This window comes from Bacteroides sp. 51, from assembly GCF_010500965.1.
Classification (GTDB): Bacteria; Bacteroidota; Bacteroidia; order Bacteroidales; family Bacteroidaceae; genus Bacteroides.
This window is the reverse complement of sequence record NZ_QVMI01000008.1, coordinates 1-26,736: the sequence shown is the minus strand read 5'-3', so window position 1 is coordinate 26,736 and position 26,736 is coordinate 1. Positions and strand designations below refer to the sequence as shown.

21 protein-coding genes, 1 tRNA gene and 1 pseudogene are annotated in these 26,736 nt (G+C 39.5%); 11 read left to right on the top strand and 12 right to left on the bottom strand.

Going from position 1 to position 26,736, the window contains the following annotated elements:
• Window positions 1–146: 146 nt before the first annotated feature.
• The 3 genes from D0T87_RS08090 to cydB are packed head-to-tail and all read left to right on the top strand — an operon-like array spanning window position 147 to window position 3,132.
• Complete coding sequence (locus tag D0T87_RS08090; RefSeq protein ID WP_163174611.1) at window positions 147–383, top strand: DUF4492 domain-containing protein; 237 nt, start codon at window positions 147–149, stop codon at window positions 381–383.
• Window positions 384–400: 17 nt separating this feature from the next.
• Window positions 401–1,969: a cytochrome ubiquinol oxidase subunit I gene (locus tag D0T87_RS08085; protein WP_163174609.1), complete on the top strand. Its 1,569-nt coding sequence runs from the start codon at window positions 401–403 to the stop codon at window positions 1,967–1,969.
• A gap of 17 nt (window positions 1,970–1,986) precedes the next feature.
• Window positions 1,987–3,132, top strand: coding sequence for a cytochrome d ubiquinol oxidase subunit II (cydB, locus tag D0T87_RS08080; protein ID WP_203558640.1), 1,146 nt, complete (start codon window positions 1,987–1,989; stop codon window positions 3,130–3,132).
• A 234-nt stretch (window positions 3,133–3,366) separates the two neighbouring features.
• On the opposite strand, the gene D0T87_RS08075 is transcribed toward cydB, so the two are convergent.
• The 4 genes from D0T87_RS08075 to D0T87_RS08060 form a co-directional block, all read right to left on the bottom strand.
• The gene (locus D0T87_RS08075; RefSeq protein WP_163174607.1) at window positions 3,367–4,323 is read right to left on the bottom strand and encodes a D-2-hydroxyacid dehydrogenase; all 957 of its coding nucleotides are present in this window, start codon (window positions 4,321–4,323) and stop codon (window positions 3,367–3,369) included.
• A 21-nt stretch (window positions 4,324–4,344) separates the two neighbouring features.
• On the bottom strand, window positions 4,345–5,619 hold the full coding sequence (locus tag D0T87_RS08070; RefSeq protein ID WP_163174605.1) for a replication-associated recombination protein A: 1,275 nt from the start codon (window positions 5,617–5,619) through the stop codon (window positions 4,345–4,347).
• 12 nt (window positions 5,620–5,631) lie between these two features.
• The gene (locus tag D0T87_RS08065) at window positions 5,632–8,199 is read right to left on the bottom strand and encodes a DUF5686 and carboxypeptidase-like regulatory domain-containing protein (RefSeq protein WP_163174603.1); all 2,568 of its coding nucleotides are present in this window, start codon (window positions 8,197–8,199) and stop codon (window positions 5,632–5,634) included.
• Between the two features lie 138 nt (window positions 8,200–8,337).
• A complete protein-coding gene (locus D0T87_RS08060; protein WP_163174601.1) occupies window positions 8,338–9,441 on the bottom strand; it encodes a UDP-N-acetyl glucosamine 2-epimerase in 1,104 nt (367 codons plus the stop codon).
• Window positions 9,442–9,512: 71 nt separating this feature from the next.
• Here D0T87_RS08060 and D0T87_RS08055 point away from each other — a divergent pair, with 71 nt between their 5' ends.
• Entirely contained in the window at window positions 9,513–10,121 is a 609-nt protein-coding gene (locus D0T87_RS08055) for a trimeric intracellular cation channel family protein (protein WP_163174599.1), read from the top strand.
• Here D0T87_RS08055 and D0T87_RS08050 read toward each other — a convergent pair.
• Window positions 10,107–10,550, bottom strand: a complete 444-nt coding sequence (locus D0T87_RS08050) for a DUF4251 domain-containing protein (RefSeq protein ID WP_239063565.1) — start codon at window positions 10,548–10,550, stop codon at window positions 10,107–10,109. The two genes, D0T87_RS08055 and D0T87_RS08050, sit on opposite strands and share 15 nt — an antisense overlap.
• A 332-nt stretch (window positions 10,551–10,882) precedes the next feature.
• Between D0T87_RS08050 and D0T87_RS08045 the strand changes: the two are divergent.
• Window positions 10,883–11,296: pseudogene (locus D0T87_RS08045) on the top strand (RNA polymerase sigma factor); the annotation flags it as partial.
• 560 nt (window positions 11,297–11,856) lie between these two features.
• Here D0T87_RS08045 and D0T87_RS08040 read toward each other — a convergent pair.
• Entirely contained in the window at window positions 11,857–12,528 is a 672-nt protein-coding gene (locus D0T87_RS08040; RefSeq protein WP_163174593.1) for an OmpA family protein, read from the bottom strand.
• A gap of 118 nt (window positions 12,529–12,646) precedes the next feature.
• Window positions 12,647–13,984, bottom strand: coding sequence for an MATE family efflux transporter (locus tag D0T87_RS08035; RefSeq protein ID WP_163174591.1), 1,338 nt, complete (start codon window positions 13,982–13,984; stop codon window positions 12,647–12,649).
• A 169-nt stretch (window positions 13,985–14,153) separates the two neighbouring features.
• On the opposite strand from D0T87_RS08035, the gene ileS reads away from it, so the two are divergent.
• The 5 genes from ileS (at window position 14,154) to D0T87_RS08010 (ending at window position 20,051) form a co-directional block, all read left to right on the top strand.
• Complete coding sequence (gene ileS / locus D0T87_RS08030) at window positions 14,154–17,579, top strand: isoleucine--tRNA ligase (RefSeq protein WP_163174589.1); 3,426 nt, start codon at window positions 14,154–14,156, stop codon at window positions 17,577–17,579.
• Between the two features lie 35 nt (window positions 17,580–17,614).
• Window positions 17,615–17,995 carry a TraR/DksA C4-type zinc finger protein gene (locus D0T87_RS08025; protein ID WP_163174587.1) on the top strand — a complete coding sequence of 127 codons (381 nt, stop codon included), beginning with the start codon at window positions 17,615–17,617 and terminating at the stop codon, window positions 17,993–17,995.
• A gap of 97 nt (window positions 17,996–18,092) precedes the next feature.
• Complete coding sequence (locus D0T87_RS08020) at window positions 18,093–18,740, top strand: lipoprotein signal peptidase (RefSeq protein WP_163174585.1); 648 nt, start codon at window positions 18,093–18,095, stop codon at window positions 18,738–18,740.
• Window positions 18,727–19,689 (top strand): DUF4296 domain-containing protein, encoded by a 963-nt coding sequence (locus D0T87_RS08015; RefSeq protein ID WP_163174583.1) that lies wholly within the window; start codon window positions 18,727–18,729, stop codon window positions 19,687–19,689. The genes D0T87_RS08020 and D0T87_RS08015 overlap by 14 nt, the downstream gene beginning before the upstream one ends.
• Window positions 19,689–20,051, top strand: a complete 363-nt coding sequence (locus D0T87_RS08010) for a hypothetical protein (protein WP_163174582.1) — start codon at window positions 19,689–19,691, stop codon at window positions 20,049–20,051. Before D0T87_RS08015 ends, D0T87_RS08010 begins: the two co-directional genes overlap by 1 nt.
• Window positions 20,052–20,055: 4 nt before the next feature.
• Here D0T87_RS08010 and D0T87_RS08005 read toward each other — a convergent pair whose 3' ends face one another.
• Entirely contained in the window at window positions 20,056–20,814 is a 759-nt protein-coding gene (locus tag D0T87_RS08005) for an RNA methyltransferase (protein ID WP_163174580.1), read from the bottom strand.
• A gap of 329 nt (window positions 20,815–21,143) precedes the next feature.
• On the opposite strand from D0T87_RS08005, the gene D0T87_RS08000 reads away from it, so the two are divergent.
• Window positions 21,144–23,453, top strand: coding sequence for a BamA/TamA family outer membrane protein (locus D0T87_RS08000; protein WP_163174578.1), 2,310 nt, complete (start codon window positions 21,144–21,146; stop codon window positions 23,451–23,453).
• A 43-nt stretch (window positions 23,454–23,496) separates the two neighbouring features.
• Here D0T87_RS08000 and D0T87_RS07995 read toward each other — a convergent pair whose 3' ends face one another.
• From D0T87_RS07995 to D0T87_RS07980, 4 genes are all read right to left on the bottom strand, one after another.
• Window positions 23,497–24,051 (bottom strand): DUF3332 domain-containing protein, encoded by a 555-nt coding sequence (locus D0T87_RS07995; protein ID WP_163174576.1) that lies wholly within the window; start codon window positions 24,049–24,051, stop codon window positions 23,497–23,499.
• Window positions 24,052–24,215: 164 nt separating this feature from the next.
• Entirely contained in the window at window positions 24,216–24,653 is a 438-nt protein-coding gene (locus tag D0T87_RS07990; protein WP_163174574.1) for a DoxX family protein, read from the bottom strand.
• A 961-nt stretch (window positions 24,654–25,614) separates the two neighbouring features.
• Window positions 25,615–25,687 (bottom strand) — tRNA-Lys (locus tag D0T87_RS07985).
• A gap of 87 nt (window positions 25,688–25,774) precedes the next feature.
• Entirely contained in the window at window positions 25,775–26,578 is an 804-nt protein-coding gene (locus D0T87_RS07980; RefSeq protein ID WP_163174687.1) for an MBL fold metallo-hydrolase, read from the bottom strand.
• Between the last annotated feature and the right edge of the window lie 158 nt (window positions 26,579–26,736).

The window sequence follows — 26,736 nt, the reverse complement described above, 5'->3', positions numbered from 1 at the left end:
AATTTATCGATAACTTCATTGAGGTTTACTAAACAAAACGCTCATTAATTGGTTTTAATTATATAGAGATTGAAAAAATCTATATATCAATAGATTGTCCAATTCAATAGAATTCATAGTTTTGTAAAAACCGAATAATACAGAAGATGAAAAATACGGTGACTCGCATTTGGAATTTCTACGTAGAAGGATTCCGTAGTATGACTCTGGGTCGTACTTTATGGCTAATTATCCTTTTAAAACTCTTTATTATGTTCGGTATCTTAAAAATCTTTTTCTTTCCTAATTTTTTAAATACCCGCCCAGAAGGAACCACAAAGGAGGAGTTTGTTGCAACTGAACTGTTGGAGCGTCCGGATATCCTTGTGGATGATAACCGTTAACACTTAATGATAAAATTATGATAGAAAGCATTGACACTTCGTTAATTGACTGGTCGAGAGCACAATTCGCTCTGACAGCTATGTATCATTGGATTTTTGTTCCATTAACGCTAGGACTCGCCGTAATCATGGGAATTATGGAAACCATGTACTATAAAACAGGAGATGAGTTCTGGAAAAAGACTGCGAAGTTCTGGATGAAGATATTCGGGATTAACTTCGCCGTAGGAGTAGCTACGGGTATCATTCTCGAATTTGAGTTCGGAACAAACTGGAGTAATTATTCCTGGTTTGTGGGCGATATATTCGGTGCTCCTTTGGCTATTGAGGGCATACTTGCATTCTTTATGGAGGCTACTTTTATTGCTGTTATGTTCTTTGGCTGGGACAAAGTTAGCAAACGTTTCCACCTGGCTTCGACCTGGCTTACGGGGATAGGCGCTACTATTTCTGCCTGGTGGATTCTGGTGGCCAATGCATGGATGCAATATCCTATAGGAATGGAGTTTAATCCGGATACGATGCGTAATGAGATGGTAGATTTCTGGGCCATCGCCACCTCACCTGTGGCTGTTAACAAGTTCTTCCACTCTGTTCTTTCGGGATGGGTGCTCGGTGCTGTTTTTGTAGTTGGGGTGAGTTGCTGGTTCCTGTTGAAGAACCGGGAGAAGAAGTTTGCTCTTGCCAGTATTAAGATTGCGGCAATCTTCGGATTAGTGGCTACTGTATTCTCGGCATTGACAGGCGATAGTTCCGGTTATGATGTAGCCAGAGTGCAACCCATGAAACTGGCAGCGGTAGAAGGATTTTACGAAGGTGGGGAAGGTGCCGGACTGGTTGCTGTAGGATTGTTGAATCCTCAGAAAGAAAAATATGACGATGGAGTAGACCCTTTCCTGTTCCGTATCGAACTTCCCCAATTATTATCTTTCCTTTCCACAAGAGACCTGGACGGTTATGTTCCGGGTATTAAAGATATTATTGAAGGAGGATACACAGAAAGGGATGGCACGATTGCGCTTTCTGCCGCAGAGAAAATTGAACGGGGCAAAACCGCGATAGCTGCTTTATCTACTTACCGTGCAGCTAAGAAAGCAGGAAATGAAGTTGAAGCAGGAACTGCTTATCAAACATTGAAAGAAAACGTGGCTTATTTCGGATATGGGTATATTAAAAATGTGCACGATCTGGTGCCCAATGTTCCACTCAACTTTTATGCATTCCGTATCATGGTTATATTAGGGATGTATTTCATACTTTTCTTTCTAGTGGTATTGTTTTTTGCCTACAAGAAAGATTTGACAAAGATCAAATGGATGCACTGGATTGCCTTATTGACCATACCTTTGGGATACATGGCGGGGCAAGCCGGATGGATTGTGGCTGAGTGTGGACGCCAGCCGTGGGCTATACAGGATATGCTTCCTGTGGGAGCAGCAGTGTCCAAACTTCAAACAAGTTCCGTACAAACCACTTTCTTTATTTTCCTGGGACTGTTTACTGTAATGTTAATTGCAGAGATCAGTATAATGCTTCGCGAGATAAAGAAAGGGCCGGCTACTGAACATGATGTGCCTGAATCCTAAATTTAAAATTAAAAATTATGTCATACGAACTTTTACAACAATATTGGTGGCTGGTGGTATCCTTGTTGGCCGCTATTCTGGTTTTCCTGCTCTTTGTTCAGGGTGGAAATTCGCTGTTGTTCTCATTGGCTAAGACGGAGGAACAGCGAAAAATGATGGTAAACTCCACTGGTCGTAAGTGGGAGTTTACGTTTACCACTTTAGTAACCTTTGGTGGAGCATTTTTTGCTTCGTTCCCTCTCTTCTATAGCACAAGCTTCGGAGGAGCGTACTGGCTGTGGATGATTATTCTTTTCAGCTTCGTTCTGCAAGCTGTGAGTTATGAGTTTCAGAGTAAAGCCGGGAATTTACTGGGGAAGAAAACTTATCAGACTTTTCTGGTAATCAATGGAATCGTTGGTCCTGTTCTTTTAGGTGGTGCAGTCGCCACGTTCTTTACGGGATCGAATTTCCTGGTTAATAAAGAAAATATGATTGATCAGATGATGCCTGTAATCAGTAGCTGGGGAAATAACTGGCATGGATTGGATGCACTGACCAACATTTGGAATGTGGTCCTTGGGTTGGCAGTCTTTTTCCTGGCCAGGGTACTGGGCCTTTTGTATTTTCTGAATAACATTGATGACAAAGAGTTGAATGACCGCTCCCGGAAAGCACTGATCGTAAACAGTGGGTTGTTCCTGGTATTTTTCCTCGCATTTGTCGTCCGTACGCTTCTGGCCAAAGGCTTTGCAGTTAATCCTGCAACGCAAGAAGTATATATGGAGCAATATAAATACTTCACCAACTTTATAGAGATGCCGGTGGTTCTGGGACTGTTCCTTATTGGTGTTGTATTGGTGCTGTTTGGTATTGGGAAAAGTATATTTAAGCCGGGATTCACAAAAGGAATCTGGTTTGCCGGGTTTGGAACGGTATTCACAGTATTGGCGTTGTTGCTTTGTGCGGGATATAACCACACGGCTTATTATCCATCCAGCTTGGATATACAAAGTTCATTGACCCTAGCCAACAGTTGTTCCAGTGAGTTCACACTGCGAACAATGGCGTATGTATCTATTCTGGTTCCATTTGTAATAGCCTATATATTTTATGCATGGAGAAGCATTGATAATAAGAAAATTGATGCTCAGGAAATGGATGGGGAAGGGCATGCTTATTAAAGCAAATTAGTATAAAATATATTACAGAAACCCCATTCAGAATGCAAAACCGAAAAGCGGTTTAGAGTGATTCTGAATGGGGTTTATTTTTTGATTCGACAAAAATATATTTTTGATGCATCAAAAAATAATTTTCGTTGCATCAAGAAGTTTTTTTTGATGCATCATTCTTTTGGGCTTCTACTATTGACTTCCATTTTTATTGTCAAACGCATCCATATTATAATTCTAATTTCAGCGCACAACGTTATTCACAGGTCTGCCACTTTGGTAGGCTTTTATATTTTCCAGCATTATCCCCATCAGCCGTTGACGGGCAGCAAGGGTTGCCCAGGCAATATGCGGTGTAATAAAACAATTCTTAGCCGTAAGCAGTGGGTTATCTGCGCGAGGAGGTTCGGTGGATAACACATCCAGTCCTGCTGCATAGAGTTTTCCGGAGTTCAAAGCATCGGCCAGATCTTGTTCATTGATCAGTCCGCCACGGCCCGTATTGATCAATATAGCGGTAGGTTTCATAGACGAAAGTAGTTCGGCATTTACAAACTCGCGGTTCTCTTCGGTCAGCGGACAATGCAGGCTCACGATATCACATTCTTTAAAAATCTGATCTATTTCCAGTTTCTTAATTTCAGGAGGTAGTTGCAAGCGCGATTTCGATGTATGTGCCCATATCTTCATACCAAAGCCCATAGCAATACGGGCAGTATTATATCCGGTTTGTCCCAAGCCGATAAGACCGATTTTCTTTCCTAGCAGTTCAATCAGCGGAGTATCCCAAAAGCAAAAGTCCGGGCTATTGACCCAGCGGCCTTTGTGCACCTCTTCGGAATGGTATTGTACTTGTTGTGCAATATTGAGGATATGTGCAAATACCATCTGCCCTACAGAAGGAGTGCTATAGGCAGGAATATTGGTAACAATGATTCCCCGTTCTTTGGCGGCAGGGATATCTACCACGTTATAACCGGTAGCCAATACGCCAATATATTTCAGATCGGGCAGTTGATTTATAAGTTCGGCAGTAAGTACCACTTTATTCGTTAACAGTACTTCTGCACCGGCAGAACGTTCCAGGATTTGATCAGGCAATGTACGGTCGTATAGTGTACATTCACCCAAGGTTTTCAATTCATCCCACGACAAGTCACCCGGATTGAGGGTGTAACCATCTAATACAACGATTTTCATAAGTATGTAATTTAATTGGTTCTATTTCTTATATTTATCTCCCCACAACTGCTGCATACGGTCCTTTAATGCTGCTTCCGATCCATTACTTTGTGGTTCCCAGAAACGGCGGTCCTTAGCTTCATCCGGCAGGAACTGTTGCTTAACGAAATTCCCTTCATAACTATGGGCATACTTGTAATCTTGTCCGTAGCCCAACTGTTTCATCAACTTGGTCGGCGCATTCCTTAAATGCAAGGGCACAGGCAGGTTGCCCGTTTCGCGTACAGCAGCAATGGCACTGTCTATGGCCATATAAGCAGAATTACTTTTGGGGCTGGTTGCCAGATAAAGAGTTGTTTCCGCCAATACAATTCGTCCCTCAGGCCATCCGATTTTCATTAAAGTATCGAAACAGGCATTAGCCAACAACAACGCATTCGGATTGGCCAACCCAATATCTTCGGCAGCAGATATTACCAAACGACGGGCTATAAACGCCGGATCTTCTCCACCTTCCACCATACGGGCCAACCAATAAATAGCCCCATCGGGATCACTGCCCCGGATGGATTTTATAAATGCAGAGATAATGTCATAGTGCATCTCTCCGTCCTTATCATAAGCTAAAGGGTTCTCTTGCAGACGCTCTGTAACAAGTTTATCCGTAATAATAACCGTTTCCTCTGACTCAGACTCTACCACAAGTTCTAGTATATTCAAAAGCTTTCGCGCATCTCCACCCGAGAAGCGAAGCATAGCATCCGTTTCTTTCAACTCTATCCTTCGCTCTTTTAATATGGTATCCGTTGTAATGGCACGTTGCAGTAATTCCAGAAGGTCATCCTTCTCCAACGATTTCAGTACATAAAGCTGGCTACGCGATAGGAGAGGACGTATCACCTCAAACGAAGGGTTCTCTGTTGTTGCCCCGATCAAGGTTACCGTTCCATTTTCGACAGCACCCAACAGCGAATCTTGTTGCGACTTACTGAAGCGATGGATTTCATCAATGAAAAGTATCGGACTGGATTGCGAGAAGAAGCGATTGCTCTTGGCACGTTCAATAACCTCCCGCACATCTTTCACCCCTGATGTAACAGCACTCAGTGTATAAAAAGGAGTTTCCAGTTTATTCGCAATAATCTGCGCCAATGTAGTTTTTCCTACCCCGGGAGGTCCCCAGAGTATAAAGGAAGAGATACGCCCGGATTCAATCATTTTACGAAGTACAGCTCCGGGGCCAACCAAGTGTTTCTGACCGATGTACTCATCCAATGTCTTCGGCCTAAGCCTTTCGGCGAGTGGTTTTGCCATAGTCTCTGAGATTTAGAAAGTCATCATTATCATAAAGCGAATACCATGCTTTTTTGTATTCGGATTATCCAAATAGTTCAAACGGCGTACGTATTCGACATGCAATATCTTGAATATGTTATAAATACCAACACTGGCCTCCATATAAGGTTTTTTAGGGTCCATAACAAAGCTTGTCACTTCTCCATCACGTGCCGGAAATAAGAACAGATCGCTGTCTCCCGGATTCTTATAAGGATTATTCTTGTCCGTCAGATCTCCCCAAAGCGTGCGGAAACGGAATGCTTCGCGCCATTTCAGCTTTTTCATTAAAGGAATACGGTTCAGCAGTTTGCCACCCATATCATAAGTTACGGAAAAAGAAGCATAACGGTCATTCATGAACTCCATGTTGTTGATCAGGTTGAAGGTTTCCTTCTGCGTTATATACGATAGGTTGGCGGCAGGTAAGATGAGCAACGGAAAAGGTACTTTATCCCACTGTGCACCCGCTTTTAATGTTACATCCGCCCTTCCCCATGACGATAACCAGAAACGCTTCCATATACTGGCTTCTGTGAGGTTAAAATTGTAATCCCCACCTAGTACACCTTTAAAACCAGTAGTATGTGATAATGTGTAAACCGGAGCATCGAAAGATACCGGACGGCGACGTTGTTTAGTATTAATATACGTCTGCCCCGGAGAATAACTTAAGGTTACACCAAGTTCAGTTGTAGTAATATCATGCACAGCCGTAGCATCGCCATCATTACGCAAATATTGTAACTTTCCGGCAGGTTCATCATTACGATGCAGTAAAGATGTTGTTAAAGATAGTCCGTTCATCGTTTCTATCTCGTGCTTCATCTCTATATCGCGTACGTAAGACATCTGATCTACAGTTGTAATTTTCCAGGCAACAAATACGTTGTCTTTATCTGTGGCAAGGAATTTATCCATTGGAGACATCACGTCATAACGATACCTCAGCGATAGATTATGGCGTGGGAACTCCCAGGGGAAAAACTCCCGTTTGTCGAATGCATAAGTAACCTCTGCTTCATATTTCCACTTCTGGTCGCGAAGGCCATACGCTGCATATCCTTTCAGGAACCAGTTGGGATTGAACTGTGCTGTGGTTTGTCCACTCAGCCTAAAACGGGTACCATCTATATAATTACTGGATATAACCGTATTCACAGGTCCAAAATCAAACTTACTGGGCGTATTCTTGGTGCCGGTTTCCACATAGTTTTCGACCAGTGCTCTAAGACCGATCATAAAGTATTTGAAACCCGGTATTTCCTGGAATTTATCAATCAGGTTATCCATCCCGCCTTCGGTTTCTGTCAGCGGCACCTGCCTTACCTCAGCCCAGAAACTATCGTCCCTGTTTTGCGCTCTTGGATCTTTAATTACGTTTCCTCTTTTCTTGAATAGGTCGGCCTCCAAAGGTTCAAAAGAATAATTTGTATATTTAGTCGTTCGCCGCACTTGTGCGCCTTGAACAGCATCGACTAGCGAAAGGTCGATCACCATATCATCATCCGTCAGCACCCAGTTACCATTGGGCAATTGCTCAAATTCCTGGCTGATGTCCAAACGTTCCACAAAGTTCACACCTGTATTCTTCGGAAGATTCATCTGGCACTTCTTCACAGCATAAGTTGAATCGTTAACAACATACAGATGCCCCGTGAATCCAAAATCCTGGGAGTTTTGCGGTACGAAGGTCAAATGAACACACTCGTGCCGGTCAACCATAATTGTATCCATCAAATAGAATTTATAGAAAGATATAGCCGAAGAACTGGAAATAGGGCTGACAAATCGTTCCTGCAACAAACGAATATCATTGTCGTAGATGTTCACGTCAGAGAAAACATCATTCAATACCGTGCCCACCATGTCGCCCGTTGAAAAGAGCTCATCAATACCATTGGAACGCATTCCCTTAATAATCGTTTTCTGGTTTTTGGGAGACTTACGGTAAATAACTTCCGAAGCTGTTTCCTGAATGGATAAAGGCAGGATTAATTTTTGTGATTCCGGCGATACCTCTATCTGATCCTTGAGGAAAGGCATTTTCTTAAATAACCCTTTATCCAGTCCTTCAGGTTTAACATCATTGAGTGATGTTTTCATCTTCTGGTATTTGTCGTAACGATAGAAATCATTTTCTTCAAGTTTTTGTTCCGACTTATGTTCAATAACTTTACGCATAAAGTCTACCGCAGGATTATTTTTCCGGGTGTAACGTTCGCGTTGTGGCTTTACAACGACTTCGCTAAGCATGATATCGGCGGGAGCCATCTTTACATTAAGAAATTTCATGCCGGGTTCTATCCGAACCACCTTTGTGATATATCCTATGGCAGAAAACGTCAGTTCATTCCACCCTCTGCGGGTTTCGATCGTATATTCTCCTTTGGTATTTGATATTGCCCCTACACCTTTTCCTTCATAAAATACGGATATATACATTAACGTCTCATTCGTCAACGAGTCCGTAATGACTCCTCGCAACTGCGAAAAAGCCTGTGGGGAAATCAGAATAAAAAGAAGAAATATAATTGTTTTATAATATCGTTGTGCCATAAAAGTCAAAGCATAAGGCGACAAAGTTAAACAATTACTATCAAACAAATTCAAACAGATTCCTAATATAAGCTAAGAAAATAGAAAACTTGCTCACTGGATGAGAGTTTTCCAACCCTATGGAATCAAAAATCGATATTAGTCAAGCTTGGGTGTAGTACCTTGTAGCAGGATTTGGACGATTCTTTCGGCTGTGCGGCCATCCCAACGTTCGGGTAAACTGCCGGTCTTCCAATTGCCCGCCATTAAGGTTTGCATAGCTTCTTTCAAAGCCTCTGGAGATTCTCCGACCAGTACGTTGGTCCCAAAGCGGTGGGTTTCAGGATGCTCGGCATATGTATTAAGGGTCATGCAAGGTATACCAAGAAAGGTTCCTTCCTCGGCTACATTGCCCGAATCTGTAATAATCGCTTTGGCGTTATTCATTAAATATCCAAAAGATAAATAGCTTTGGGGGGGAAGTATGTGCAGGTTTGGCGCTGTTATGCCTGTGCGCTTAATAGCCTCACGAACATAGCTATGCAATGGAGCAATAATCGGCAAGCCCTGTGCATGATTAATCAACACCTTTAATAATTCCGTCAGGTTTTTCTCATTTTCTAATAAAACCCTGCGATTGATCGTCAGCAATAGATATTCTTTTTGCTTCAACCCTAAAACAGAAAACCACACAGGCTGGATTAATCGTCCACGATTGAAACGGATGGAGTCTATCAATATATTACCTACATAATAAACATGTTCTGCTTCGGTGCCTGTTTGATTTAAATTCCTGTTTGCAGCCATTCCTGCGGTGAAAAGGTAATCCGACAGTCCATCTGTAATCACCCGGTTCACTTCTTTGGGCATATGCAAATCAAATGAACGGGTTCCTGCAACCAAATGAGCTACTTTTATATTTCGTTTCTGAGCTACAATTGCACAACTCATTGTAGCAGTAAGATCATCGACAACAAGAACAACCGAAGTCGGATTTTTCTGTATCTCTTTGTCAAAAGCGATCATAATGCGGGCTGCCAACTGTATCGGGTCCGTTTCATCTATACCTAAGTAAGCATCGGGAGTTTTCATTTGTAAATCTGAAAATAAAGAAGCGTCAAGACTGGCATCTTGTTCTGTACCGGTATATATTAAACGGTAAGAAATAAGTTGTCCTTGCTTTCTGGCCGTTTCAATAGCTCGTGTAATAGGAGCTATTTTCATAAAATTCGGGCGTGCCCCTGCAACAATAGTTATTTTCATATCTACAAAAATACATGATATTTTTTGTTGCCGCAAATTATTCGTTTCTTTGCAGAAAGAAAAATAACAATATGCCAACATTTACCCAAATAATAGAGTTCTTTGGTACATTTGCATTTGCAATTAGTGGTATCCGGCTGGCTTCGGCCAAGCAATTTGATTGGTTTGGAGCTTACGTTGTAGGGCTGGCAACCGCTATCGGCGGCGGTACGATACGTGATTTACTCCTGGATGTTACCCCTTTCTGGATGACAAACCCGATGTATCTTGTTTGCTCAGGATTGGCTGTACTTTGGGTTGTTTTCTTTGGCAAATATCTCATCCACCTGAATAATACCTTTTTTATGTTTGACACCATCGGGCTGGCATTATTCACTGTCGTTGGAGTTGAGAAAACAATCGCTCTGGGCTATCCGTTTTGGGTAGCTATCATTATGGGTGGTATTACCGGATCGGCGGGTGGGGTACTTCGTGATGTATTTATCAACGAAATCCCCCTGATCTTCCGAAAGGAAATATATGCGCTGGCCTGCCTTATCGGAGGCATTGTGTATTATATATGTGATTGGATTGGTATAGATTTAATCCTTACACAAATCATCAGCGGATGCAGCGTATTCCTGGTTCGTATAATTGCAGTCAAATATCAAATAGGGCTTCCTACTCTAAAGGGGGAGTAGTTCTATTTCGCCCGAATAGCTAATTGATTCGCGGTTTTGCATCGTAACATCAATTCTTGAGGAACCATTAAAAAAGATCTCCAGATTGAACCGGAAGGTATCTTCGTTTGTTCGTGCACCCAATTTGACTTCGTATTTTTCTTTTTTAGGATTATACTCTACTTCATATTCATCCAAAGGAGCTTTGAAATTCAAGCCATCTCCACCTCCATAAGGTATAGAATAAGCCCTTCCATAAAAAGGTAAGTGCGAAATAACGGAATCATTCCGTATTTCCAGATCATACGAAGATGTTAAGGGTACGCTCTTTCCACCTCGCGGATAAGCGATTGAAACCTCTATTTTATAATTTCCCGACTTAATAAGCTCTTTTATTGCTACTTCTTTTTGTTTCTTTTTATTTGATGCATTTTGAGCCATAAGTGGCATAGTCGTTAAACATGCTATTATGCAAGTGATCCAAAAAAACGTTTTCATTTTCATAATTATCCTCCATTAAATAAAACACATAATATACACTAAACAATATATTAGATGTTTTGATCATACAATGGTTTAAAAAAGATATACTGCAAATAAACCACCTATAAACTGTCAAAAAGAACCGGAAAACTATCAGATGTTAGTTTTACCCCCTTTTTGAGATAGTTTTCATCCCACTAAAGTCGGAAAATACAGCTAAACTTGCAATACCTAAACGATAAAAAACGAATAAATTAATAATTTAAAAGGAAAGTGAGTTTATTATGAAAAAGAGCTTAAATTTCATACAGGAAACCTCGATTAAGACATTAGATAACGAAAATAAATATAATCCCAAAACTAACTTTAAAGGATGGATGTACATTATGATGCGCAATTTATTTATAAACAATTACAAAAGAGTGGTTCGGGAACAAACTCACGTTGACCACACAGAAAACCTATATCACCTTAACCTACCCCAAACCTCAGAGGTTAGCAATGCAGAAAGTACTTACGATTTGAAAGAGGTGCGTCATGTACTGAATGAACTGTCAAAAGAATATAAGATACCATTCTCTATGCATATCGCTGGTTTTGAATACCATGAGATTGCAGATAAATTAGGCTTACCTCTTGGTACAGTAAAGAGCCGTATTTTCTTTACCCATAGAAGATTACAGCTTCAATCAGGAATAATTTCAGATAATTAAATAGACTTTTAGGTTAGTTCAAAATTTAGTGTAGTTTTTAGTTTGTTGGAAAGGAGTAAATAGGCTTAGGCTGGTTTACTCCTTTCATTGTTTTCCTAGGTAGTACCCTGGTGTTCTTACCATACTACCAACGGAAGTTAGCATACCACCCAATGAATGTTATCATAGTATGGTCAGAAAAGGGGGCAAGCAGAAAGATTGCTAATTATTGTATAGCTACTATGTGGTTGGGATGCCCTAGGCAAACCATTGGAATGCCTAGGGCATCTCACTGGGATGGCACCGACCTTTTTAGAAATAAAATAAAGAGATAATTTTACTAGTTCACATTATTTTCTGCTTGATCCCAGAAAATTAAACTCCGGACCTTTGATGAAAAACATCGGATGATTTATAGTAAAGGGTTGGATGATTTATAATCGATGGTCCGACCCTTTTTACTATGAATAACGGAGTGGAAAAATAAGTAATATATCAAACCGAATGCTTACATTAAAGCCCGGATACATGCTTTTATCATGATCCGGGCTTTAATTTGTTTTGTTATGTAGCGCCAGGTATTATTTACCAGCTTCAGCATTTTTAATCATTTGCTCGCTGGCATACATATACACATCTACACGGCGATTCTGTTCGGCTGATGCAGATTCATCATATTGATCATATCCTACACCCTGTACGGCCTGGAATTGATTATATGCAACACCATTTTGTTTCAAATAATCGGCAACAGCATTTGCACGCCTCGTAGATACGGTTTGGTTCGCTTCATATGAACCAACTTTGTCGGTATGTCCAACTACGGCAATGTCAATCGTTGGGTCTTCTCTCAAAATCTTAGAGAATTCACTCAAGGAAGATTTTGCCGATGCACTCAGTGTAGAAGAGTTGAAGCCAAATAAAATACCAGAGTTGAATGTAACCTTAACAGCCTGTAAGCCATTTGTATCGGTTACTTGTTCTACCTCAGCACCTTCAATTTCTGCTGCTTGTTTGGCCTTCTTGTCCATCTTGTTTCCAATGATAGCACCTGCACCTCCACCTACGGCTGTACCAATAGCGGCACCAATAGCAGCGCCTTTACCTTTACCTGCAATACCACCGATAATGGCACCCAAAGCAGCACCGGAACCAGCTCCGATTGCTCCGCCTTTTACCGTGTTGTTTGCGTTACAACCTCCTAAAATCAATGCAATGCTCAAAAGCAATGCCGAAAACTTCATCTTCTTCATACTATAAATTTTAATTTAGTTTTTATTCTATATCTAATTAACAACATTAGAACTGAATTTGCTGCACAAAGTTCATTTTTTTAAGTTAAAATTTGATAAGTACGGATAAACTTTAGATTCACCTAAGTACTAATGCTTTCTTTTTTATAATTATAAACCATATTGTCAGGATGATTCCTTTCGCAATACTTGTTGCGCTGATAGCCCACCAAATACCTTCCACACCCATACCCATCCGGGAAAACAGGATAGCCAAAGGAATCCTGGAATAATTGCAAACAATACTGACTATTGCCGGAGGGATAGTACGCCCCAGACCATAGAAGATGCCCTGAGTAGTGATCTCGAGCATCATAAACACTTCCGAATAACCAGATATCTGTAGAAAAATTCCTCCGGCATGATATGCTTCCGGTTCAGGAACGAATATGGAAAAGACTTCACTACCTGCAAAAATGAATAACAGGGAACAAAAAGTCCCAAATACGAAGGTCATCCATAATGTTGTATGCCAAGCCTTAATAACGCGCTTAGATTCTTTTGCTGCATAATTTTGAGCAACAAAAGCACTTAATGCCGTAGAAAAACCTTGAGACGTATTCCAGGTAATAGCTTCAATTTGTCCTCCTGTGGTTAAAGACATCAAACCAATATGTCCGCCGTATTCAGATGCAGTACGCCCCAGAAACATATTTACGAAAGCGAATAATGTATTAAATACAGCTACAGGTAACCCGATTTTAAAGATGCGTTGTGAGTATTTCTTTTTTAAACGGGTTAGGAATGGAAAGCCACCAAGTAGCGCGTCGCGATACCGGAGTTGATATACAAACAGTGAGAAAACACACCCTTGTGCAATCCAGGTAGCATAAGCCGCTCCGTGTACGCCTAAATTGAAAACAAAAATAAATAACGGATCGAGCAGCATATTTAGTATCAACCCCATCCCCATGATATAAAAAGGCACTTTACTTCTTCCTGCTGCATTATACAAACCAGTAAACACGATAGACAAGAAGAGAAATGGAAGTGCTGTAGAAATGACCCGCAAATAAAAAACAGCATCCGCAGCAATGTGTTCCTCCAATTTGTATATACCAATAATGGGATGGGCAAACACAAACAGGATTATACCAAGGCAAACAGATATGATCAAAGCTATAGTTACGTTATGAGATGCGAAATTTCGTGCATCTTCATCATTCTTTGAGCCTATAGATTGTCCTACGCTAACTTCCGATCCCACTTTACTCAATAAAGAAATCGAATTGGCCATCCATGTCAAAATACCTACCGAACCGACAGCTGCCGCTGCTTCACTACTAATACGACCTACCCATGCCATATCTGTAAGGCTATACGCCATCTGGATAAAAGAGGTGGCCATGATAGGTAATGCCAAATTGAAAAGCTGTTTATGGATCGGGCCTTGGGTTAATTGTTTAACTCCTTGCATAGGTTTAAGTTTTCTTCTTAAAGGGGGCAAAGTTATATATAAAAAAGAATATATAAATCTTTTCTGCTAACTAATGTTTTTGTAAATTTGCACCTTATTTTTAGGCAGACGGCAATGTACCGCTGCAAAGGTCTTAAAAAAACAACAAAAATCTATTTACAATATAACTATGAGTAAGAAATTTGCTGAATATTCTCAGCTTAACCTTTCCGAAGTAAACAAAGAAGTACTGAAGAAATGGGATGAAAACAGCGTTTTTGCCAGAAGCTTGACAGAGCGCGAAGGACAACCTTCGTTTGTGTTTTATGAAGGTCCTCCTTCGGCTAATGGTATGCCAGGGATTCACCACGTAATGGCACGTGCCATTAAAGACATTTTCTGCCGCTACAAAACAATGAAAGGTTTTCAGGTTAAGCGGAAAGCCGGATGGGATACTCACGGCCTGCCCGTAGAACTTAGTGTTGAAAAATCATTGGGCATTACCAAAGAAGATATTGGCAAAAAGATTTCCGTTGCTGATTATAACGCAGCATGTCGCAGAGATGTGATGAAATACACCAAAGAATGGGAAGATCTTACTCATATTATGGGATATTGGGTAGATATGAAAGATCCTTATATCACCTACGATAACCGATACATTGAAACGCTTTGGTGGTTATTGAAACAATTACATAAAAAAGGATATTTGTATAAGGGATATACAATTCAACCTTATTCTCCTGCTGCAGGAACAGGTTTAAGCTCGCACGAGTTGAACCAACCGGGAACATACCGCGATGTAAAAGACACTACTGTTGTAGCACAATTCCGGATGAAAAGCCCCAAACCGGAAATGGCAGCCTGGGGAACACCTTATTTCCTCGCTTGGACAACAACTCCCTGGACATTACCTTCAAACACAGCATTATGTGTAGGTCCAAAGATTGATTATGTAGCTGTACAATCATACAATGCCTATACAGGAGCACCAATTACTGTTCTTCTTGCCAAAGCATTGATGAATGTACACTTCAATCCTAAAGCGGCCGAACTGGTACTGGAAGATTATAAACAAGGTGATAAACTAATCCCATTCAAGGTTATTGCCGAATATAAAGGAACAGATCTTGTTGGAATGGAATACGAGCAACTAATCCCTTGGGTAAACCCTGGAGAAGGTGCATTCCGTGTAATACAAGGCGATTATGTGACTACCGAAGACGGTACAGGTATCGTACATATTGCTCCAACCTTTGGTGCAGATGATGCCCAGGTAGCTAAAGCTGCCGGAGTCCCTCCCTTACAATTAGTAAACACTAAAGGCGAATTACGCCCAATGGTTGATCTGACAGGTAAATTCTACAAACTGGATGAACTGGATACGGAATTCGTTAAAACACGAGTTAATGTAGACCTGTATAAGGATTTCGCCGGACGTTTTGTTAAAAACATATATGACCCCAGTCTAACCGAAGCAGACGAATCGCTGGATGTAGCAATCTGTATGATGTTGAAAGCAAACAACCTGGCTTTCAAGATCGAAAAACATGTGCACAACTATCCACATTGCTGGCGTACAGACAAGCCTATTTTATACTACCCGCTGGATAGCTGGTTTATTCGTTCTACTGCATGCAAAGAACGCATGATGGAATTGAATAAAGAAATCTACTGGAAGCCAGAATCAACAGGAACCGGACGTTTCGGCAAATGGCTGGAGAACCTGAACGATTGGAACTTAAGCCGTTCACGCTATTGGGGTACACCACTTCCAATATGGCGTACAGAAGATAACAGCGAAGAAATCTGTATTGAATCTGTTGAAGAACTATACAACGAGATTGAGCGTGCTGTAGAAGCTGGTGTTATGACATCTAACCCTTACAAAGATAAAGGATTTGTACCAGGTCAATATAGCGATGAGAACTACGATAAAATAGACTTGCACCGTCCATATGTGGACGATATTATTTTGGTTTCTCAAAGTGGAAAACCAATGAAACGCGAAGCCGATCTTATCGATGTATGGTTTGATTCGGGTGCCATGCCTTATGCACAAATACATTATCCGTTTGAAAACAAAGAACTTTTGGATAGTGGGCAGGTATTTCCTGCCGATTTCATTGCCGAAGGGGTAGACCAGACACGTGGATGGTTCTTTACGTTGCATGCTATCGCAGCAATGGTGTTTGACACCAAATCCTTTAAGGCTGTTATTTCCAATGGACTGGTTTTAGACAAAAATGGAAATAAAATGTCTAAACGCCTCAATAATGCAGTAGATCCATTTATGGCCATAGAGAAATACGGATCGGACTCTGTACGTTGGTACATGATTACTAATTCTTCTCCATGGGATAACCTGAAATTCGACCTTGACGGAGTAGAAGAAGTGCGTCGTAAATTCTTCGGAACATTATATAATACGTATTCATTCTTCTCACTTTATGCCAATGTAGATGGTTTCGATTATAAAGAAGCCGATGTACCGATGGCTGATCGTCCGGAAATTGATCGCTGGATCTTGTCCGTACTGAATACTTTAATTAAAGAAGTAGATGAATGTTATAACGATTACGAACCAACCAAAGCAGGGCGTTTAATCTCTGACTTTGTAAACGACAACCTTTCAAACTGGTATGTGCGCCTGAATCGTAAACGTTTCTGGGGTGGTGAATTTACACAGGATAAATTGTCGGCATACCAAACATTATATACTTGTTTGGAAACAGTAGCCAAACTAATGTCACCGATTGCACCTTTCTATGCAGACCAACTGTACATGGATCTTGCTACGGCAACAGGTCGTGATAATGGCGTGTCTGTACACTTAGCCAAATTCCCGGAATACAATACAACATTGATCGATGAGCAATTGGAAACCCGGATGAAAATGGCACAAGATATTACTTCTATGGTGTTAGCACTCAGACGTAAGGTGAATATCAAGGTACGCCAGCCATTACAGCGTATAATGATACCCGTGCTTAACGACGAACAAAAAGCCCACATCGAAGCTGTGAAGTCACTGATAATGGGCGAAGTCAATGTGAAAGACATTGATTTTGTAGATGGAGCAGCCGGAGTCTTGGTTAAGAAAGTGAAGTGCGATTTCAAAAAGCTCGGCCCTAAATTTGGTAAACAAATGAAGGCAGTTGCTGCTGCCGTTGGCGGAATGTCGCAGGAAGCAATTGCCGAACTGGAAAGAAATGGCCGATATATTCTTGACATCGACGGTGGACAAGCTACTATTGAACTTGAAGATGTAGAAGTGTTCAGTGAAGATATACCTGGATGGCTTGTAGCTAATGAAGGGAAGTTAACTGTTGCCCTGGAAGTAACAATCACAGAGGAGTTACGCCGGGAAGGAATTGCCCGTGAATTGGTAAACCGCATCCAAAATATCCGCAAATCAAACGGCTTTGAAATAACAGATAAAATAAAAATTACTTTATCTAAAAATCCGCAAACGGATGATGCCGTGATAGAATATAATACCTATATTTGCAACCAAGTGTTGGGAACCTCATTAATACTAACAGATAAAGTTGAAGACGGAACCGAACTGAACTTTGACGAGTTCTCTTTGTTTATCGTTGTTGAGAAAGAATAATAACTACTAGAACTAACCATTTAAAATTTGAAGTTATGGCAGAAAAAACAAGATACTCTGACGCCGAATTGGAAGAATTCCGTGCGATCATCAATGAAAAATTGGAACTGGCTCAACGCGATTATGACCTGTTAAAAAGAAGTATCATGAACCTGGATGGAAATGACACGGATGATACGTCTCCAACTTACAAAGTATTGGAAGAAGGAGCAAATACATTGTCAAAGGAAGAAACATCCAGATTGGCACAACGCCAGCTAAAGTTTATTCAAGGACTTCAAGCAGCTTTGATTCGTGTAGAAAATAAGACATATGGAATTTGCCGTGAAACAGGAAAATTGATTCCGGCGGAAAGACTTCGTGCAGTACCACATGCTACACTAAGTATTGAAGCGAAAAATGACGGTAAGAAATAACATAGTCTGAATAATTTGCACAGAGACATATATCCAACATATGTCTCTGTGCGCTTTTTAGTAAAATGCTTAATTAAAGCACTTTTAAAAACGATTAATGAAAATACGATTAACAAAAGGCCAGATCTCGGTATTGATCATATTCGCTGTTCTAATAATAGATCAGATTATCAAAGTTTTAGTAAAAACTAATATGTACTGGCATGAAAGCATCCGGATTACAGATTGGTTTTATATCTACTTTACCGAAAATAACGGGATGGCGTTCGGTATGGAAATCTTCGGAAAGTTTTTTCTTACCACATTCCGCATCATTGCCGTAGGCTTGATTGGTTGGTATATCCACCGTATTGTAAAACGTGGATTCAAGACTGGATATATCGTATGTATTTCACTAATCCTTGCCGGAGCTTTGGGCAATATTATAGATAGTGTTTTCTATGGAGTTATATTCAACGAAAGCACTCATTCGCAAATTGCTACCTTTATGCCTGAAGGTGGAGGATATTCTCAATGGTTCTACGGTAAAGTAGTTGATATGTTCTATTTCCCTATCATTGAAACAAATTGGCCCAGCTGGATGCCGTTCGTAGGGGGAGAACATTTTATCTTTTTTAGCCCAATTTTTAACTTCGCTGATGCAGCTATCAGCTGTGGTATTATCGCATTGCTTCTTTTCTATAGCAAATATTTGAATGACGCTTATCATGCAGGAATAAAGCATAATGAAAATGCAGATAAATAAATACTATATATTATATGCGCTGGTCCTCATTTTTGTGTTGACTGGCTGTAAAGTCAGAAGGCCTAAGGAAGTTATTCCCGAAAGTCAGATGGAGAACTTGTTGTACGACTATCATATCGCCAAAGCGTTAGGAGAGAACTTACCATACAATGAGAACTATAAAAAAGCATTATATATAGAATACGTATTCCAGAAACACGGTACGACAGAAGCTGTGTTCGATTCCTCTATGGTTTGGTATACAAGGCATGCTAATTTGCTATCTAAAATGTATGATAGGGTGAACAGTAGGCTCAAAGCAGAACAGGGTGAGATAGATAACCTGATTGCTATTCGCGATAATAAACCTAAAATATCTACACCCGGAGATAGTATTGATGTTTGGCTTCTGGATCGAATGTTACATCTCACTGGTAAACCTCTGAATAATAAACTTACGTTTGCAATTCCATCTGACTCAAACTTTAAAGCCAGAGATACGCTCCAATGGGATATACATTATTATTTCCTGGATTCAAAACCGGATAGCGCTGAAGCCGCATTAATGTCAATGGCTATTCAATACGCTAATGATAGTGTTATTAGTTTTACAAAAAGGGTTGTTGAATCAGGATTGCAAAGTATACGCCTGCAAGCTGATACATTGGGAGATATCAAAGAAATTAGGGGATATGTTTATTACTCGGGAGGTAAAGACTCGATCAAACACTTATTTGCTAATCGCATATCGTTAATGCGTTATCATTCAAATGATTCTTTATTCTCAAATAAAGCAGATACGTTAGAAACCGGACCTATTCTTAAAGTAGAACCGGAAAAAACAGAAGAAAACCTGATCGAGCAACCTATTCAACAACCGGAAAGAATAAGCCCTGATGAATTAAGACGTAGGGGAGAAAGGCCACGGGCTTTGCAGAAAGGTGATACGCTAAAAGAGATAGCAAGATAATGAAACGTTTTGCTTCGCATTATTTATATATTCCTTCATATGGTTTTCTAAAACAGTATGTGGTGGAAGTTAATAATGATGGACATGTTACTGCATTATATCCGTTAAGAGAAGAAAGCGAATCAATTATCTGGACGCCAGGCGTAATCTTATTGGTTACACCAGAATGGCTTACCAAAATAGAAGAGTGGCAAGGTTCAATAATCTTTGAGCATAAGCAGATTAAAACAGAGCTTCCTGTTGAGTATAACAACATGGCAAGTATAGAACTTGCAGCTGTTCGTCTCTATCCATTTGATTTTACTCAAATGCAACCAACCGGGAGTACAATTATCCAGATTTTAGGGAATCGTATATCCTAGTCTGCTACATCAGCATCTGGCGGCGAAATTCAGCGCAGGTTATTGCTGTGGCAATAGCAACATTTAATGACTCTGAGGTTTCCCGCCCACTCGGATAATTGGGAATATATAGCTTACGATTGATTAATCCTGCAATATCATGGCTAATTCCGTTTCCTTCATTTCCCATCACAATTAGTCCATAAGAAGAGAGGGATTCAGCATAAATATTCTTTCCATCCAGGAAGGTTCCATAAACCGGACAGTCCTGAAGCTTATCTATCAATTCGTAGAGAGGTAGATAATGGACTTTAACCCTCGCAATAGCTCCCATCGTGGCCTGTACTGTTTTGGGATTATAAATATCAGCCGTATTAAGAGAGCAAAAGACATGTTCGATACCAAACCAATCTGCCAGGCGTATTATAGTGCCGAGGTTCCCGGGATCTTGCACATCATCCAGTGCCAAACAAAGTGATTTCTTAATCACATTTATATCTGTAGCGTATTCTGGTTGCTCAAATATAGCTAAAACCTGTTGGGGATGCTTTAACAAACTTACTTTTAATAATTCCTCATTATTAACCTCAATAACTTCATTAACCTGAATATTAGGGTTTTCAATTAGCCAGTCATGAGTTGCAACGAGAAGGATACAAGGAAAAATACCAAGCAAATCACCCACTAACTTAGGGCCTTCGGCTATGAATACTTTTTCTTCCTTTCGCTTCTTCTTTAATTCAAGTGAACGTATATATTTTATTTTATTCTTACTTAATAACATGTATTGCTTATTTTAACAGCAAAACTATAAAGATAATCTTAATAAATGGTGAAATGACCTTATGTTTTTTTGAGAGTCTTTCTTTTTCTCTGAAATAGGAGTATAACATCATATCAGATTATAGAAATACTGATTATATCAGAAAAGAGCCTTATGCAGAATTTCATTAATTATATGGCTTAAAGGTAACGAAGCCTTAAAAGTTTGAAGCGGTATATTGCCGCTTCAAAAAACTCGCCATCTTCCTTCCGTTTTATTTTCTAAAAGGGAAATTATAGTTTATATTTGCAAGGCTTTAAAAAGCATTGTATATATTAACGTACGCACGTATGAAGAAAGGTTTCCCTTATTCACTACTATTTATTCTTTTTATATTTGCATCATGTTCTTCGACAAAGTACGTGCCTGATGGGACTTATTTATTAGATGAGGTAAAGATACAAACCGACAATAAAAACATAAAATCATCTACTCTACAACCTTATGTGAGGCAGAACCCGAATTCAAAGTGGTTCAGTACGATAAAAACGCAACTCTATGTGTATAATCTTTCCGGGCGCGATTCAACCCGCTGGTTCAATAAATTCTTGCGCAAGATTGGCGATGCTCCTGTAATATACAATGAATCTCTGGCACAACGTTCGGAGAATGAGATTACTAAAGCCGTACATAATATGGGATATATGGGAGCGACGGTAGATACTAAGATAAAAATCAAAAAAAAGAAACTTAAACTATCTTTTGATGTCACTTCGGGAAGGCCATATATTGTTCGTTTTATAAAAAAGGATATTGAAGATCACAAAATTGCAGAATATATGCAGGAAGACTCAATGTCTACTTTATTGCAGGAGGGAATGGTATTTGATGTTAGTGTATTGGATGCAGAACGGCAACGCATAACAAACCATTTACTTCGGAATGGGTATTATAAATTTAATAAAGACTATATCACTTATATTGCAGATACCGTAAGAAATACATACCTGGTAGATCTCACGCTACAGGTTCTTCCATACGGTACACACCTTGCAGATGCACCTAAGGATCATAGCCAATATAAAATTAATAAAGTTAGTTTTCTGACGGACTACGATATTATGCGTTCCTCTTCATTAAACAGCATATATGTAAATGATTCTGTGCATTATAACGGTATTCCGGTATATTATAATAAAAGCTTGTATATACGACCTAAAATTCTGGTGAATAACCTGCGAATCCAATCAGGTAGTTTATATGATGAAAGGGATGTGCAACGGACATACAATAACTTCGGGCGTTTATCAGCCTTAAAATATACAAACATTCGCTTTATCGAAACCCAGATAGGAGATAGTACGAAATTAGATGCTTATGTATTGCTGACCAAGAGCAAGCATCAGTCGGTATCGTTTGAGGTTGAAGGAACAAATTCGGCCGGTGATTTAGGCGCTGCCGCCGCTGTATCGTATCAACACCGTAATTTATTCCGGGGATCTGAGCAATTAACATTGAAATTTCGTGGAGCATACGAGGCCATCTCGGGTCTTACACAAGATTATACAAGTGATAACTATACAGAATATGGAGTTGAAACAAGTATAAATTTTCCACGATTTTTATTTCCTTTTCTTTCGTCGGATTTTCGACGGGGAATCCGCGCTACCACTGAGTTTGGTATGCAGTATAATTATCAGATAAGACCGGAATTCTCGCGCATGGTTGCATCAGCTTCCTGGTCGTATCATTGGATAGAACGGCAGCGTGCACAACACCGTATTGATTTAATTGATGTCAACTACCTTTATATGGCATCTATGTCCGATGCCTTTGAGCAACTTTATCAAGACGGACAAAATTATATTCTTGAATATAATTACAAAAATCGCCTGATTGTACGCATGGGGTATACTTATAGTTATAATAGCGTTGGTGCGAACCTGACAAATAATACCATTGCATCTAATTCTTATTCAATCAGAACGGGCATTGAATCTGCCGGGAACTTACTATATGGTTTTTCTAAATTGGCAGGCCTGTCTAAAAATGATAAAGGAGAGTATTCTATATTAAATATACCTTTTGCGCAATATATAAAGGCTGATTTTGATTTTGCCAAAAATATAGTTGTGGATGAGCGTAACTCGTTGGCGTACCATATCGGAATGGGAATTGCTATACCTTATGGAAATGCAGATGTTATTCCGTTTGAAAAACGTTATTTTTCGGGAGGGGCAAATAGTGTCCGTGGTTGGTCGGTACGTAGCCTTGGGCCCGGTTCATTCTCGGGTGATAAGAAGAACTTTTTAAACCAGTCCGGAGATATAAAACTAGATGCAAGTATTGAGCTTCGAAGTGAACTTTTCTGGAAATTCCAGGGAGCTTTATTTGTTGATGCCGGAAATATCTGGACGCTTCACAATTATAGTGAGGAACAACCCGGAGGACAGTTTAAATTTAAGAAATTCTACAAAGAAATAGCTGTGGCCTATGGGTTGGGATTAAGGCTTGATTTGGATTTCTTTGTTATACGTATTGATGGAGGTATGAAAGCGATTAACCCTGAATATAGTAGCGGAAAAGAAAGGTATCCAATTGTTCGTCCTAAATTCAGCCGCGATTTTGCATTTCATTTTGCCGTTGGATATCCATTTTAAAATAAATAAGGTTGAGAATTGTTCTCAACCTTATTTATTTTATTTATTTGTTAAGTACATACAATGTACTCATGGTCACTTCGCGTGCAGCCAATACACCTTGTGCATCTAGTGTCACGTTCATAGAGTTACCGTCTGGCAAATACAGTTGTGCAGTACCGTCATCATTAATCTTAATTAAATCTGAGCTTACGCCGTCTGATACAACACTCCAGGTATTAGCTTCTTTGTTATAAAGCAATTCCATAGCCTGATCGCCATTTTCGTTGGTAATAGAATAGCCATTTTCAAGTGTTTCGACCAGATAATCGCCATTCTCTCCCTTTACAGTTTTAACTTCACCTACGCTAGCAACCGGATTGTCACCTGACCAAAATTCAATAGAGTTAATAACCAAAATATCAGCTAAGTATACGACACCATAAACCGGCACTATGTTTAGTGCTACAAATACAAGTTCATTTACAAATTTGTTTCCAATGCCCTGATTCCATGTTTTAACCTTGTTAAACAAAGCGAACGAACCGATACATGAACTAAACAGAATGCTACTACAAAGTACGCATACAAGTGCTAATGATGATTTACTTCTCTTCATAATAATTTGTTTTTTAAAGTTTAAAAATTCAAATGCAAATATAAAACGTTTAAGTCAATATACAAACATAAAAAACGGATAAGGGTTTGAGATTCTATTGTCCCCTTATCCGTTGTCAACTTGATGTTATTGCAATATAGGTGGTTATTAATACTGTAAAACCTTTATTTTCTTTTATTTTTAGCCAAAATCTTGCCCAGAATGCTGTCAACAGAAAATTTCCCCGGACCAGCAAGTAGCATTAAAACAAAGATAACCAAATATACCAATGCTAATTCTTTTACTGCAAAAGGATCAGCTCCATGAATAACAAAAAATGCCATAAGCATGGTAAATATCATCGGTATTATAGCCAAACGATAAAGAATACCAAACATAAAACCAATCGAACAGGCTAATTCTGCAAAAATAGCCAATCCAAGTGAAACAGAACTACCAACTCCCAACGGATCTGGAAATACTGATGAAAGTTCCTGGAAATTGCTCCATTTTTGTATACCATGAGATAAGAATAACAGGCCAAATATAATGCGTGCAGAGAGAAGAAGTAGGGAAGCACCTGTTGTATCGGGTTTGCGAGGAAATAGTAAATTATAAATCATATTCTAATATCGTTTAATAAATATCTGTTTCTATAAATAACAATATTAACGAATAATTGTTTTTATATTTAAAAAAGAGAGACGCTAAATTTTAATTCAAGAGCAATTGACTCTTAATCAATGGGTCCAGGGTTCGGGCTCCTGAAGGTGTGGAGAGTTGTTTTTAATGCATTTAAAAGATGTCAATTTGATTTGTGTATTTCAATTCATGCGTCAAATTGGTACCCTTTCTAATTGTTCAATTTCTTTTCGACAGTACACTTGTGGCGATTTTCGCCTGTTCGAGATACAAAATATGCCCCAGAAGTCGTATAAGAGCTATTTAATTGTAATTAAATAAAAGAATTCTAGCTAAAAAAGAGAAAGAAAGGCATGTTTACTATGTAAATTGGCAAATTCTCTGCTAGAAAACCGGAATGTTGGCACAATTCTTACATATTTCTTTGTTTAACAGGTTAACTCGCTTGCTTAACAAATCAACTCTGGGGATTAATAAATATCAATGCTCGTGTTATGCGTGGCTACTTGTGGTGTTAAGTGCGCCAGTTGATATGTTAACGTTGACAGTCGCTGTGTGTAACAAGGAGAATAAAAGGTATTTCTGTCACATTTTTGAATATTGAAAAAAGGCAAAACCGAGTAAAAAAGAAAATTTAAAAGGTTACTCTTTCTATTTCAATTGTTTTTCTGCGAAATGTAAATTTGTCATATAGACACAGAAACGCGCCAATATTAAACTGGAAATTTAAAAAGAATCCCGATTTGTTATATAATCACACATAATCAGTAAGTTCGATTTTATTTTGTATTCTCAAAACAGGAATTGCTGAATGTTTTTCAGCTAACGAACGAAGGTAAATGCTTTTATGCGATTCAGGATAGAATTAGCAAAATGTAAACTAAGAGTTTTTAGAATAAGAACAAAAAAAGAGAGCCACTTTTATGTAACTCTCTTTTTTAGTACACCCTCAGGGACTCGAACCCTGGACCCATTGATTAAGAGTCAATTGCTCTACCAGCTGAGCTAAGAGTGCATTTCCTGGTTTGCGGTTGCAAATTTAGGGGTTTTGTTTTATTTCGCCAAATGAAATGGATGTTTTTTATTTACTTTTTGTGGCAGCTTATTCAAAGATATATAGCTCCGATGGCGTACTTCGCTTTAAAGCAAGCAGTTGCACATCTTTACCCACAATAATTCCTTTATTTTTTAATTTCCATTCTACTGTTTTATAAGCCAACTCAGGGTGATTATTGTCTTTACTTAAATGGCACAGCCAGATATATTGTAATTCTTCTCTAATATTCTCGGCCAAAAAATCTGCAGCAGCGGAATTGCTAAGGTGTCCATTCTTCCCGGAAATACGCTGTTTAAGATATGCAGGATAAGGCCCCATCTTAAGCATCTCCTCATCGTAATTCGCTTCAAGAATCAAATAATGTGCTTTATTAATGTATTGCGCAGCGAGCGGAGTTATCTCACCCAGGTCAGTTACAAAAGAAAAGACCTTATTATTTACCTCAATACAATACCCTACATTGTCTGTACCATCATGTGGTACTTCAAAAGAAGTGATCCGGAAATGTTCCAGTTGCAGTGGCTCCTCCTTTTCAAGAAAACGTATAGAGGAGTGCAACTTCTCTGTCATACAATAACTCTTATTTATTCCCGCATGGACAAGAGCAGTTGTGTATATCGGAATATGCAGCTTTTCGCCAAGATGCCCTACTGCCTTTATATGGTCTGCATGATCGTGAGTAACAAAAACAGCCTGAATAGAATCCATTGAAATACCAACGTCCTTCAAGTGCTTCTTTATCGTACGGATGCCGATACCGGCATCTATTAATATTCCATGATCTCCATAGCCTAAATAGTAGCAATTTCCACTACTACCACTTGCCAGGCTCATGAATCTCACCTTCATTGTATAATCAATCGGATAATTTATCTTCAACTGTTGCATAAGTGACCGCAAATATAGACAATCGAGTAGGAGGAAAATGAAATAGTTTCCTCCTATTTCATTTTCCGACCTCTCACACCACCACGCATGCCGTTCGGCACGTGGCGGTTCCTTAACTT